This is a genomic window from Exiguobacterium sp. s80 (genome assembly GCF_018618725.1).
GTDB lineage: Bacteria > Bacillota > Bacilli > Exiguobacteriales > Exiguobacteriaceae > Exiguobacterium_A > Exiguobacterium_A oxidotolerans.
The window spans coordinates 972,484-984,955 of the sequence record NZ_JACSMP010000001.1; the positions used below are offsets into that span (position 1 = coordinate 972,484).

At 45.4% G+C, this 12,472-nt stretch carries 12 protein-coding genes; 5 read left to right on the forward strand and 7 right to left on the reverse strand.

Translation table 11 applies throughout. The features are described 5' to 3' along the window. Nucleotides 1-23: 23 nt before the first annotated feature. On the reverse strand, nucleotides 24-1,691 hold the full coding sequence (locus tag KNP94_RS05175; protein ID WP_215115384.1) for a glycoside hydrolase family 13 protein: 1,668 nt from the start codon (nucleotides 1,689-1,691) through the stop codon (nucleotides 24-26). Nucleotides 1,692-1,908: 217 nt separating this feature from the next. Here KNP94_RS05175 and KNP94_RS05180 point away from each other — a divergent pair, with 217 nt between their 5' ends. From KNP94_RS05180 to KNP94_RS05190, 3 genes are read left to right on the forward strand one after another with little or no spacing between them, the layout of a single operon-like run. Continuing rightward, nucleotides 1,909-2,523, forward strand: coding sequence for a hypothetical protein (locus KNP94_RS05180; RefSeq protein WP_088837280.1), 615 nt, complete (start codon nucleotides 1,909-1,911; stop codon nucleotides 2,521-2,523). A 47-nt stretch (nucleotides 2,524-2,570) separates the two neighbouring features. Next, entirely contained in the window at nucleotides 2,571-3,365 is a 795-nt protein-coding gene (locus KNP94_RS05185) for a thymidylate synthase (protein WP_088837281.1), read from the forward strand. Continuing rightward, a complete protein-coding gene (locus KNP94_RS05190) occupies nucleotides 3,362-3,841 on the forward strand; it encodes a dihydrofolate reductase (RefSeq protein ID WP_214891973.1) in 480 nt (159 codons plus the stop codon). The genes KNP94_RS05185 and KNP94_RS05190 overlap by 4 nt, the downstream gene beginning before the upstream one ends. 109 nt (nucleotides 3,842-3,950) lie before the next feature. Here KNP94_RS05190 and KNP94_RS05195 read toward each other — a convergent pair whose 3' ends face one another. Continuing rightward, a complete protein-coding gene (locus tag KNP94_RS05195) occupies nucleotides 3,951-5,471 on the reverse strand; it encodes a GGDEF domain-containing protein (RefSeq protein WP_214891975.1) in 1,521 nt (506 codons plus the stop codon). A gap of 83 nt (nucleotides 5,472-5,554) precedes the next feature. After that, nucleotides 5,555-6,949, reverse strand: a complete 1,395-nt coding sequence (gene fumC, locus KNP94_RS05200) for a class II fumarate hydratase (RefSeq protein ID WP_088837288.1) — start codon at nucleotides 6,947-6,949, stop codon at nucleotides 5,555-5,557. 119 nt (nucleotides 6,950-7,068) lie between these two features. On the opposite strand from fumC, the gene KNP94_RS05205 reads away from it, so the two are divergent. Beyond that, nucleotides 7,069-8,361: a hemolysin family protein gene (locus KNP94_RS05205; RefSeq protein WP_214765092.1), complete on the forward strand. Its 1,293-nt coding sequence runs from the start codon at nucleotides 7,069-7,071 to the stop codon at nucleotides 8,359-8,361. A gap of 57 nt (nucleotides 8,362-8,418) precedes the next feature. Here KNP94_RS05205 and KNP94_RS05210 read toward each other — a convergent pair whose 3' ends face one another. The 3 genes from KNP94_RS05210 to KNP94_RS05220 are packed head-to-tail and all read right to left on the reverse strand — an operon-like array spanning nucleotide 8,419 to nucleotide 10,969. Then, nucleotides 8,419-8,814, reverse strand: coding sequence for a ribonuclease HI family protein (locus KNP94_RS05210; RefSeq protein ID WP_029330538.1), 396 nt, complete (start codon nucleotides 8,812-8,814; stop codon nucleotides 8,419-8,421). Further along, nucleotides 8,807-9,766 (reverse strand): CobW family GTP-binding protein, encoded by a 960-nt coding sequence (locus KNP94_RS05215; RefSeq protein ID WP_214845111.1) that lies wholly within the window; start codon nucleotides 9,764-9,766, stop codon nucleotides 8,807-8,809. The genes KNP94_RS05210 and KNP94_RS05215 overlap by 8 nt, the downstream gene beginning before the upstream one ends. Nucleotides 9,767-9,778: 12 nt before the next feature. Then, nucleotides 9,779-10,969, reverse strand: coding sequence for an HD domain-containing protein (locus KNP94_RS05220; RefSeq protein WP_214891981.1), 1,191 nt, complete (start codon nucleotides 10,967-10,969; stop codon nucleotides 9,779-9,781). A 144-nt stretch (nucleotides 10,970-11,113) separates the two neighbouring features. Between KNP94_RS05220 and KNP94_RS05225 the strand changes: the two genes are divergently transcribed. After that, on the forward strand, nucleotides 11,114-11,599 hold the full coding sequence (locus KNP94_RS05225) for a hypothetical protein (protein WP_215115385.1): 486 nt from the start codon (nucleotides 11,114-11,116) through the stop codon (nucleotides 11,597-11,599). A 251-nt stretch (nucleotides 11,600-11,850) separates the two neighbouring features. Here KNP94_RS05225 and KNP94_RS05230 read toward each other — a convergent pair whose 3' ends face one another. Continuing rightward, entirely contained in the window at nucleotides 11,851-12,426 is a 576-nt protein-coding gene (locus KNP94_RS05230) for a deoxycytidylate deaminase (RefSeq protein ID WP_088837293.1), read from the reverse strand. Between the last annotated feature and the right edge of the window lie 46 nt (nucleotides 12,427-12,472).

Sequence of the window (12,472 nt, forward strand, 5' to 3'; positions counted from 1 at the left end):
TCAATGAGAAAAGGGCTGTTTTTTTATTCCGTTCGATAGACAACCGCTTCATATGGACGCAAAACGACTTCTTGATCTGTATTCGTTGGGGCAGTGGCATAGTTTCCAATTATGATATCCGTGGTATCGTGCGCGACCTCGACTGTTGTCTCCTCTTCTGCAAACGAACAGTACACGTACCACGTTTCTCCTTCATAAGTCCGCGAATACGCATAGATATCATTAGCCGTTTCGAGCAACGCATACTTCCCGTAGACGACCAAATCGTGTTCATGACGCAATTGAATCAGCTTCTTATAGTAATAAAAAATCGAATTCGGATCTTCTAACGCCCGTTCGACATTAATTTCACGATAATTTGGATTGACTTTCAACCACGGTGTTCCTGTCGTAAAGCCTCCATGCTGCTCTGCATTCCACTGGATTGGTGTCCGTGCATTATCGCGTCCTTTTTGGTGGACTGCCTGCAGTAATGCTTCAGGATTTGCTCCTTGGGCCATCCGTTCCTTCCACATGTTCCGAATCTCGATGTCTTCATACTCTTCAATTGTCTCGAAGGCGACATTGGTCATCCCGATTTCTTCTCCTTGATAGATGTACGGTGTTCCTTTTAACAAGTGTAACAACGTCGCGAGCATCTTCGCCGACTCGACCCGGTACGTCGTATCATTTCCGAAGCGACTGACAACACGCGGTTGATCATGATTGTTCCAATAGAGTGAGTTCCAGCCTTTGTCGTGTAACGCGACTTGCCATTTCGTGAAATTGTCCTTTAATTTTTGTAAGTCGAACGGTAAGACGTCCCACTTTCCACCTGGACCTGAATCTAAATCCATGTGTTCAAACGTAAAGACCATGTTGACCTCATCACGCGCTGGATCCGTATATAAAATCGCATCTTCCGTCGTCGCCCCTGGCATTTCCCCGACGGTCAGGACATCATAATTCCCGAACGACGCATCGTTCATCTCTTTTAAGTATTCATGAATCCGCGGACCATTGACGTAGTGTTGTCCCCCGTCGCCATACAATGCCCCCGGTGCAACATCCGCATCCGGCAGGCCTGGAGTTTTCGAAATCAAGTTGATGACATCCATTCGGAACCCATCGATTCCACGGTCTAACCAGCGCGTAATCATCGCATAAATTTCATGACGCAATTGTTCATTTTCCCAGTTCAGATCCGGTTGTTTCTTCGAGAAGAGGTGTAAGTAATGTTCATTCGTCGCTTCATCTAACTCCCACGCTGGGCCGGAGAAGATTGAGCCCCAATTGTTCGGCAATGTACCATCGTCATTCGCTGCCCGCCAAATATAATAGTCCCGATACGGATTGTCTTTACTTTTTCGTGATTCTGCGAACCAAGCGTGCTCATCTGAAGAATGATTGACGACTAAATCCATGACAATCTTAATTCCACGTGCGTGCGCTTGATCAAGCAATTGATCAAAATCATTCATCGTCCCGAACTCATTCATGATCGCTTCATAATCACGAATATCATATCCATTGTCATCATTCGGCGAATCATAGACCGGGCTCAACCAGATGACGTCAATCCCGAGTAATTTTAAGTAATCCAGTTTTTCAATGATTCCGACGAGGTCCCCGATTCCATCCCCATTCGAATCATTAAAGCTACGCGGATAAATTTGATAGACAACACTATCATGCCACCATTTTTGTTCCATACTTTGTCATCACTCCTCCATGATTGCTTTAGGCAAACGCTTGCACATTTCGGTTAAGCGCTTCCAACGACTTCATCGCCATCGTACCATGTCATTTTGACTTAAAACAAGTGAATTCCAATATTTTAAACAGTACCTTTACATCCGTTTCCACAGACTTTTGATGTTTAAAGTATACTGATTGAGGAAAATAATTTGAGAAGGGAGGCGTTTCATCGTGTATCGTCGTTATTTTTTATTTTTAATTTGGATTGTCGCTATCGTCTTTATTTTATCCTTCGGAAACAATCGTGTTTTTCCGGACGGTTTTTTATTTTCTTTTCTTCGGTTTGATCAAAGTCAATTTGATACGTCAGCCCTGAGCCTGTTTACACTGCTAGGCATTTATCCGCTTGCATTCTTTATGATGTTCTTAGACGAAAAACGATTTTTAAAACCTTCACCGATGTTAGCAAGTATCGGCGCCTTCGTCCTCGGATCGTTTGTTTTGATGCCTTACCTCGCACTCGCCATTCCGCGACAGACATTTCTTCCGTTTCGTCGGCGCACTTGGATATTGATTGCCGTTCCTCTGTTAGCTGTCCTTTCAGCGTGCATCATCTGGATTGCGTTAGCCCGTTCCGACTGGTCGATTTTCTTGCTTTACTTCATGACGAATCAGTTCGTCCGAACGATGGCCGTCGACCTCGTGATGTTTTATATTTTACAAATTTTTATGTTATACCGCATTCGCTCACGCGATGAAAAAAAGTTGATGTGGCGCGATTTCCTCCCGCTATTCGGACTGTTCAGCTATCTCTTTCGCCGTCACGTCTCTAGCTCATCTTCCTGATTTCAGATACAATAAGGGAATAGAGAGTTAGAGGGGGAGTTTTGCAAATGAAACAATATCACGACCTATGCCATGAAATTCTAACGAACGGGACAAAAAAAGAAGATCGGACGGGAACCGGGACGACGAGCATCTTCGGTCATCAAATGCGGTTCCCGCTTAAGGACGGGTTTCCGATGGTCACGACGAAGAAATTACATATGAAATCAATCATCCATGAATTGATTTGGTTCATTTCTGGGAACACGAACATTGCTTACCTACAAGAAAACGGAGTTCGAATTTGGAATGAGTGGGCAGACGAAGACGGGAATCTAGGCCCGGTTTACGGAGCACAATGGCGTTCCTTTCCTAAGCCAGACGGAACGACAGTTGATCAACTCGCAAATGTCATCGAGCAAATCAAAACAAATCCAGATTCTCGCCGCCTCATCGTCAGCGCCTGGAATCCGGGACAAGTAGACGAGATGGCGTTACCGCCGTGCCACCTCTTGTTTCAATTCTACGTCGCCGACGGCAAACTTTCTTGTCAGCTCTACCAGCGTTCGGCAGACGTCTTTTTAGGAGTACCGTTTAATATCGCGTCATACGCCTTATTGACACATATGGTCGCACATGTCTGCAAACTCGAAGTCGGGGATTTTGTCCATACGTTAGGAGATGCACATATCTACTCCAATCACATGGATCAAGTCAATCTTCAATTGAGTCGGACGCCCAAACCACTCCCACGGCTCCGTTTCGCCCGCGAAGTGACTCGAATTGAGGACTTCCGTTTCGAAGATATCATCATCGAAGGGTATGATCCTGATCCACACATTAAAGGAGTCGTCGCCGTATGATTTCACATATCGTCGCCTATACGAAAAATCGTGTCATCGGTCGTGACAATGAGATGCCTTGGCATCTTCCAGCTGACCTCGCTCATTTTAAACGCGTGACACTTGGCAAACCGATCATCATGGGGCGAAAGACTTTTGAATCAATCGGACGTCCGTTACCCGGGCGACAAAATATCGTCGTTACGCGGGATGAACAGTTTCAAGCAGACGGTGTCACGATTTGGTACAATCTCGATTCACTCCCTGCCATGATTAATTCAGAAGAAGAAGTCTTTTTGATTGGGGGCGGCGAACTGTTCCGTCAAACCTTGCCAGTTGCGAAACGTCTCTACGTGACCGAAATTGAAGCCGAGATCGACGGGGATGTTTTTTATCCCTCCATCCCTTCGCACTTCACTTTATTAGAAGAAGCATTTTATCCGGCTAACAAAGAAAATACATTCGCATTCTCGATAAAATGTTATGAACAGGAATGATAACAGGATTCTTTTAATCGTCAGTCTTTAAATAAAGTAACTTAGGTCTGTAAACTCCAACGTCCTCCTCCTTAAACTAAGGAAGAGGACGTTTTTTTTACACTATTCATCATGATAAACGAAGCACCCATTGCCGAATCTGTTCTTCGATTTGATTCGATTCAAGGGGAAGTAGACAGTAATCGACGACACCCCGTTGTAATGCTTCTCCAAGCAACGTACTTTCCTCCATGACAGTAACAATCGTTTCAATCGTATGTTCGCGTTCGTGTTTCCATTGATCGAGCAGACGGAAATCCGCTTCCGCAATCATAGATAACGGAACAAAGTTAAGTTGCATTACAGCCTCTGCCGGATCCTCGTATGGTAACACACGGAAATGATATTTTGGATGCTCCGGTACGTCAAGCTGACTCAAGTTCTGCAAAGGCATTCCGTCAATTTTTATCAAGCCTTCAATCTTTTCTTTTTCCGTTGCGACCGAGTACGCCACGACACGGTTCCGTCCTTTTCGTTTAGCTTGATAAAGTGCTTCATCTGCTTCGGATGTCATCTCTTCAAGGTCGAACGATGGTTGAGAGACAAGCGTTACACCGATTGAAACAGTGACCTTTAGACCGTTAGGAAATGTATGCCGTTCGATTCGTTCCCGAACTTTCCCCATCGTTACACAGGCAGCTTCCACATGCTCTGTACTAAAGAGCAACATGAATTCCTCTCCACCAAATCGAATCATTTCATCCTCTTGGCGAATTGCTTGTTTCGTTAAAGATGCAAGCTCAGATAGCACGAGATCCCCTGTCGGATGTCCGTGTAAATCGTTAATCCGCTTAAAATGATCGAGATCAAAGATTGCCAGTGCAAATAATTGACCGTCACGCGCAAGGCGTGACACACGCCGTTGAAAAGCATTCTGTAAGTATTTACGATTGAACGCCCCGGTCAGTTCATCAACAAGAATCGTAGATGAGACAATTCGCAGCTTATGTAGTAGCCGTTTCAACCGGATTTGTCGTTCGATGAGCGTCACCGTTTCATCCCAGTAATCATCTGCTCCGAGCTGGTAACAATATTGACGCGTCTGTTGATTTTCCTCTCCGATAATAATCAAAGGGGTGAACGTCGCCTCTAATTTTTTGATTAACTTATCTAGCTGTACCTTTTTTGAAGCCCGGATAAGTTCATAGTCAATCAACAATGCATCCGTCGGTAAATCGTAACCGACCTCAAGCATATCTTCGACTGATCCAAAAAAACGGGTCATGTAACGTTCGTTTTCTAACGCCTTTTTCCACTGGACATTATCAAGAAACCGTTTCGTGATTGAGACGATTAATTCTTTTCGGACCATTTTTTTACGACCATATGCAGATAAATAGTCGATGACAGGTCGTAATTGAAGTTTTACCACCTCATGACCAATCGTCTTTTCTTCTGAAGGAAGTTCTTGTTCAAGCCGCGTCGCTTGTCGCGCAAAGAACTCCATGCTTTCTTGTTGACCGAGCCGCTCAAGCCAACTGGCGAACACTAGTAATTCCGCTGTCGGGACGGATTCCATCCGCAATAAACGTTCTACCATCAGAATCGTCTGATTGATTTGTTTCTCCAACTGCATTTGTTTATTTCTCAAAACATCCTCCCCCTCTTTCTCTACAACCGAAGCAGTGTTGCTTCGAGTGAAGAGAAAGCGAGGGAGGCACCCTCACTTTCAAATTAAGCCTTTAAATTCGGACTAATCATATCGGCTGGAACAATCCAGGAGTCATATTGTTCTTCTGTCAATAATCCTGTCGCCAATGCCGCTTCTTTTAACGTCGTTCCATTCTTATGTGCAGCTTTTGCAATCTTCGCTGCATTTTCATACCCGATGTGTGGATTTAAGGCTGTGACGAGCATGAGCGAGCGCTCTACATTTTCATCGATGACTGCTCGTTCCGGCTCGATACCAACTGCGCAGTGGTCGTTGAATGAATGGAGCGCGTCCGTCAACAGACGAACGGACTGAATGAAATTATACATAATGACCGGTTTGAAGACATTCAGCTCAAAGTTTCCCTGGCTCGCAGCAAATCCAATCGTCGCATCATTTCCAAGCACTTGTGCCGCGACCATCGTCAACGCTTCACTCTGTGTCGGATTGACTTTCCCTGGCATGATTGAACTACCCGGCTCATTTTCAGGAATCGTGATTTCACCAATTCCTGCTCGTGGACCTGACGCGAGCCAGCGGACATCATTGGCGATTTTCATCGCGTCCATCGCGAGCGCTTTAATGGCACCATGCGCGAAGACAAGCTGGTCATGGCTCGTCAAGGCATGAAATTTGTTCTCAGCGCTGACGAATGCTTTTCCTGTCTCTTGACTCATTTTTTCAGCAGCCCGGTCCCCGAACTCTGGGTGCGCATTGATCCCTGTCCCGACAGCCGTTCCTCCAATCGCGAGTTCCGTCAATGGATCAAGCGTCAACGTAATCATTTTTTTCGATAAGTCGAGCATGCGGACCCAACCGCTGATTTCCTGACCGAGTGTAATCGGTGTCGCGTCTTGTAAATGTGTCCGTCCAATCTTGACGATGTCCGAAAATGCCTTCGCTTTTTCGTCAAGCGTCGCATGAATGGCTTCAATCGCCGGGAACAAGTCATCAATGACGACCGTTTTGGCTGCGATGTGCATGGCCGTCGGATATGTATCATTTGAACTTTGTGATTTATTGACGTCATCATTCGGATGAATCGTCAAGTCGCTGCCACGTTCTTGTAACTTACGTGTCCCAACGCGTGCAATCACTTCGTTGACGTTCATGTTCGATTGTGTGCCGGACCCCGTCTGCCACACGACCAGTGGAAACTCCTCATCGAATTGCCCCGCGATGATCTCGTCACAAACTTCTGCAATCACGTCTGCCTTTTCCCGGTCGAGTACACCGAGGTCTCGATTGGCTAACGCTGCGCCTTTTTTTAAGACGGCAAAGGCACGAATAATTTCGATTGGCATCTTTTCTGTACCGATTTTAAAGTTCTCTAAACTCCGTTGTGTTTGTGCGCCCCATTCCTTTGAATCCAGAACACGAATTTCCCCCATCGTGTCTCGCTCTAAACGATATTCCATTGTTGTTTCCCCCTTTTTTTCATCTTACACCTTATCAGTTTAACGGAAAAAACGTTGAATGGGAATGATAGAGCGTTGTTTGGGGAATAGTTTGTTAATCGAAAAGGAGTGAATGCAGTATGTGGTTTATCAATCTGACGATTGTCTTACTTTTAATCGTCGCAAACGGGATTTTTGCAATGACCGAACTTGCGCTGTTGTCTTCAAAACGCCAGAAACTGCAACAGTATGCGGATGAAGGAAAAAAATCAGCCCAAATCGCACTTGATTTTTTAGATCGTCCGACGGATTTACTATCGACGGTCCAAGTCGGCATCACTTTGATTGGAATCGTCAACGGCGCGTTTGGCGGTGCCGCTTTATCGCAACCTGTCATCCGCTGGCTCGGTCAATTTTCTTGGCTTGAAGCCTATGCCAGTACGCTCGGATATATTTTCGTCGTCACAATCATCACGTATATTTCACTTGTCATCGGTGAATTGGTCCCGAAACGGATTGCTCTCGTCAGTCCGGAACGTGTCACGATGTGGCTCGCCCAACCGATGCGTTTTTTTTCAACACTCCTTCGTCCGTTCATCTACATTTTGAGTAAGTCGACGAGTGGCATTTTCCGATTGATTGGCCTCGATCGTCTCGAAAGCGAAGATGAGACAGAAGATGAAGTGAAACAGTTGTTGATTCGTGGTGCTCAGGAAGGAATCTTTGCAGATTCGGAAGCCGAACAAGTCTCTCGTGTCTTTGCGTTCCACGATCAATACGCCTATGAATTAATGGAACCCCGGACCGTCACGGAGTGGATTGATTTAAACGATTCACCTGAACAAATCTTAAATGATTTACGTCGGGCGAAGCACCGGAATTTGCCCGTCGGACACGATGATTTGGATCATTTTGTGGGCTATATCGATGCGAAAGAAGTCTTAGCATCCGATACTCCCGCCTTGACGATTGAACGCTACATCCAGACACCGCTTATTGTCCCTCGACAGCTTAAAGCAACAGACTTACTCGAGCGGATGCGGAAAGAAACCGTCTCGATTGCCTTTGTCCTCGATGAATACGGTGGTTTTTTAGGAATGATAACATTATTTGATATATTGGAAGCCTTCGTCGGAGAAATTTCAACGATCGAGGAAGAACCAGAGCTGATCATGCGAAGTGATGGCTCCTATTTAGCAGACGGATTGTTGCATATCGATGATTTGAAACGAACGCTCGGTTTGACGACACCACTCCCGGGTGAAGTCCAGAATGCGTATCATACGGTAGCTGGACTGATTTTATATACACTCGGCGAATTTCCACAGCGTGGCAGTCACGTCATGATCGCCGATTATCGTTTTGAAGTCGTTGATTTGGATGGACGTCGCATCGATCAAGTCTTAATCGAAAAAGCCGCTCCTGATTTGTAATATCAGAAAAACGACCTGATTGCACCGAGTTACTCGGACAAACAGGTCGTTTTTAAATTAAAACTCATTTAATGCTTCACGTGCCACGCGGTCCGCTTTATTTTCAGACCGCGGAATCCACTTGACGAATGCCAGTGGTAATTGTGAATACCGTTCGAATGCCGGATCAAAATAAACTTGAATGCGCTTGTTCTTGGCGAACTCGCGTTCGACCGCTAACGAAACTGCTTCCGAGTCCGTCCGGAACGAAAAGACACTTTCTCCTGCGTTCAATAACTCTTCCGCTAATTCGACCGCTCGTGCAAACGCCTGGAATTCCGCTTCATGATTGTTGACCGCGGTAATCCGAAACGTTCGTTCGATGACTTCTCCTGCGGAATTCTTACAGAAGATTCCTACCGTCGCGTCATCATTCGATGGCCGAACAGCCCCATCAAAATACATTTCAACCATGTTCAATCGCCGCCTTTACACCTTTTCGGATTGCTTGTTCATCTAAATTTTTTCCAATGAAAACTAGCGTCGTTTGTTTCTCTTGCTCGAACATTCCACGTACTGCTGTTCCGTAAATCATTCCGGTGCCTTGAAGAATCGTCTTTTGATCCGTATCCGCGAAATGAATGATTCCTTTATAGCGGTATAAATCTTCCGCATAGGCTTCGAGTACTTCACGCAAAACGGCGCCGAAACGATTCCGATTCAACGGCTGCACTTCCGTAATCGTCAATGCCGTGAACGAATCTGCCGCTCGTTCGAAGCGATCATCTTGTTGTAATAAACGTTCTTCTTCCGCTTTTGGAAAATGGAACGTTTCAAATAAATTTGCTACCTCGACACGTGACTCGACTGTCGGAATGATATGTGCCGTTGGATTCAAGACTTCGAGCCGGGCGATGATGTCGGTTCGTGCAGCATCCGGTACCAAATCCACTTTATTCAGTAACAAAACATCGGCAAATCCAATTTGTCTGACATTCTCTTCAAACGTCAATTCTCGTTCGAGATGGTACGCGTCGACGACCGTGATGACGCTCGAGAGTTGATATTGTTGTTCAATTGCCGGTTCAAAGTAGAATGTTTGGAGGATTGGGCCCGGATCAGCAATTCCTGTCGTTTCAATCAATAAACGATTGAACACCATCTCACCTGCGCGTCGTTTTTTAGCAATCCGTAATAACGCCTCTCGTAAATCGCCACGAATCGAACAGCAGATGCATCCATTCGTCAATTCAATCATCTCTTCGTCACTTCGTTCAATCAAAGCTTCATCGATATGGACTGATCCTACCTCATTGACGAGCAGCGCCACCTTTTCGGTTGGATGGGAGACAATATGATTCAACAGTGTCGTTTTTCCCGCTCCTAAAAAACCCGTAATCAATGTCGTTTTAATTCGTTCTTGCATAACTTTCACTCCTTACAGCAGTTGTGCCGTTCGCCATTTCTCTTTTCGTGCGTCCAGTAAATCAATCGCATGCAAATACCAGGCTTCCGTTGTTTGTGGTGTGACACTTGAACCCCATTCTTTTTTTCCATGATGCGATAAGATGAGATGCATCATCCGATGATGCATGTCTAACGGAATCCGGAGTGCCTCGTCACGCAACGCGCGTTCGAACACAAAACAGCCGAATGGCATATGTCCGACTAGACTTCCAAGCGGATCAATCGCAATACCGGATAACGTTTCCTCTGCCGCATCGACTTGCAGTAAGTCCGTGAAGCGACTTGGTGTTGCGCCGAGATGATTATACTCCCAAATCTTTCCGATGTCATGCAACAAGACACCTAACAAGAGTTCATCCTGATTCGGTTCTTGATCGAGAAGCGTAATCGACCGTGCCGCCTGATAAAGAGAATCGAAGCTATCGTCCCAGGCAAATTGACGTGTCGCTCGCTCAGGAGCTTGAAATAAATCGTTTTTATGATCAGCTTCTGCTTCTTGAATACACTGGAGTAACGTCAAATAAGGTCGCTCCGATTGACAGATTCCTGCCGCGATCGTCATCATACAAGCAGTGTGCTTCATCAACCCACCAATATAGGCATGGTGATGGAACAATGCCGCTGGTCTCGTCGAAAAATCATCCCAATACAAGTTTAGACAACGCAGGGCAATCTGGCGGTAAGGTTGTTGCATTTGCTCGACTAGGCCAATCAATTGATCCCGATAATCGCTCGCAGACTCTTCCATCGGCATCTGAGGTAACAATGTCGTTCCAGCGACATCATGGACGGCCTTGACGCGTTGAACAGTCAACGACTTATTACCTGAGTCGACGGGATATTCCTCGACCTTGGCAGTAACGTGGACGATCCGCGTCTCTAGATAAGGACGCATCGCCTCTTCCGCCGTTCCTTGATTCAACCATTGTTTTCCTTTACAAGAACCACTCGATGAATTGAATGTAAACTGTAACCATTCACGCCCTGTCTGACTCGTTCTGATTTCCGCAGAAGCGACTAAAAGTGTCTCTTCGATTTGTTCTCCCGGAACGTGACGTTCAATCAAAAAGCCGCCTGACGCATTTGATACGTCAACCACAAATTCATCCCCAAGGTAAGGTGGCATCTGTTGCTCTGGAATTGCTTTAAATAAGCGAATCATTTCCGAATCACTCCTCTCATCTCTATTGTCCATCATATCAAAGTCGCTCACCACCTGTACAAAACAAAAGAATGATTGTAAGCGTTTACTTAATCAGCTATGATGAATGCATATGTACAATACTTCCAATTAAGGAGGACTTTCATGATGCTTCGCTCACTCTCTTCAAGTTATGATGTCGTGATGCGCACAGCGCGAGATACAGTCGATCCAGCAACACGTGCTCAACTGAGGCAGGCCGTCGTCGCCTATGGCATAACGGCTAAAGATGAATCACCTTTACAGGCTTTAATCGAACAGGAGCTCCACTTATGTTGTATTCAAGTACAGCATGCCGGACTCGACGTTCAATCCAACCTCGTCAAGTTACTCGTCTTGTCCGCTTTCAGTAGTGATGCGGGATTTAGCACCGCAGAACTGAACAGTATGACACCAAATGCAATCAAAAGACAATTGTCTTCATACGATGCCATCTTCGCGCGTCTCATCCAAAAACTTTTTCTCCATCAGACCCAAGTCGATATCATTTGCCAACGGCTACAACGTGTTCTGCGTGGTGCAGCAGCACAAAAGTGTTCGATTCGGGCACGTCGACTACAAGAGTCAACCCGCGTCACCTACTCTCATTAAAAAAAGTCCTGACTCGAGTGAGTCAGGACTTTTTTTCAACGACCTGGCATTCCAGCTCCTTGAAAGGTGTATATTATGAAAATGCGGCATTCCGCTTCGTCATATTCTATAATCATCATCACAGATATTGGAGGTTCTGTCAATTGATTTTCAAAAAAAGTGGGTTGATCTCGTTAGAAATCAACCCGAATGGAAGAGTGAATAATTACCATGGCAATGCTTGATTTCATCATACAATGCAATGGAAGCGTTTACAAGCCTTTATCTAAAATTTTCTCAAGAAAATATTGTTCTGTTAATGGCAAATGTACGACTTCAATCCCGCTTTGGCGCATCAAGTTTAATCCATCGCCGTATTCATAACCCGTCGTATAGACGACGCGATCAATTTTTGAAGCGATTAAAGCTAAACTACATGCGTGACACGGACTATGCGTGACATAAGCCGTCGCATGACGCGCACTCGTCGAATCCGCAGCAAGTTTTCCTAACGCATTAATCTCCGCATGAATTTCATGTTGCTTTGACCATTCATGATGTTCTTGTTGGTTATTACAACGATAAAAAACTTCGCCATTATGTATAGTAGTATCAGATTCCAACACATTTTCATTGATTGATTTATAGAAAACCCCGTGTTGCTTTAAAAAAATTTCGTTGCAGTTCACATGCTGACTCGGTGTTCCATTGATTCCAATCGAAATTGGCTTTTCATCCTTGACGATGACGCATGCGACAGACTTCGAGGCACATTTCGAATGACGTTCTGCCATCATCTGCGCAAACAGTAACCAGGTCGTATCCCATTTCTCTTGTTTCGGATCCATAACGTTCACTCCTTAAACAATACGAAGGAACACGTAAACGTGTCCC

What these genes read in the sequence shown, in the direction of transcription:
- KNP94_RS05175 (WP_215115384.1), bottom strand. Translation starts at nt 1,691, where the DNA reads ATGGAACAAAAATGGTGGCATGATAGTGTTGTCTATCAAATTTATCCG.
- KNP94_RS05185 (WP_088837281.1), top strand. Translation starts at nt 2,571, where the DNA reads ATGAAACAATATCACGACCTATGCCATGAAATTCTAACGAACGGGACA.
- KNP94_RS05190 (WP_214891973.1), top strand. Translation starts at nt 3,362, where the DNA reads ATGATTTCACATATCGTCGCCTATACGAAAAATCGTGTCATCGGTCGT.
- fumC (WP_088837288.1), bottom strand. Translation starts at nt 6,949, where the DNA reads ATGGAATATCGTTTAGAGCGAGACACGATGGGGGAAATTCGTGTTCTG.
- KNP94_RS05205 (WP_214765092.1), top strand. Translation starts at nt 7,069, where the DNA reads ATGTGGTTTATCAATCTGACGATTGTCTTACTTTTAATCGTCGCAAAC.
- KNP94_RS05210 (WP_029330538.1), bottom strand. Translation starts at nt 8,814, where the DNA reads ATGGTTGAAATGTATTTTGATGGGGCTGTTCGGCCATCGAATGATGAC.
- KNP94_RS05215 (WP_214845111.1), bottom strand. Translation starts at nt 9,766, where the DNA reads ATGCAAGAACGAATTAAAACGACATTGATTACGGGTTTTTTAGGAGCG.
- KNP94_RS05220 (WP_214891981.1), bottom strand. Translation starts at nt 10,969, where the DNA reads ATGATTCGCTTATTTAAAGCAATTCCAGAGCAACAGATGCCACCTTAC.
- KNP94_RS05225 (WP_215115385.1), top strand. Translation starts at nt 11,114, where the DNA reads ATGATGCTTCGCTCACTCTCTTCAAGTTATGATGTCGTGATGCGCACA.
- KNP94_RS05230 (WP_088837293.1), bottom strand. Translation starts at nt 12,426, where the DNA reads ATGGATCCGAAACAAGAGAAATGGGATACGACCTGGTTACTGTTTGCG.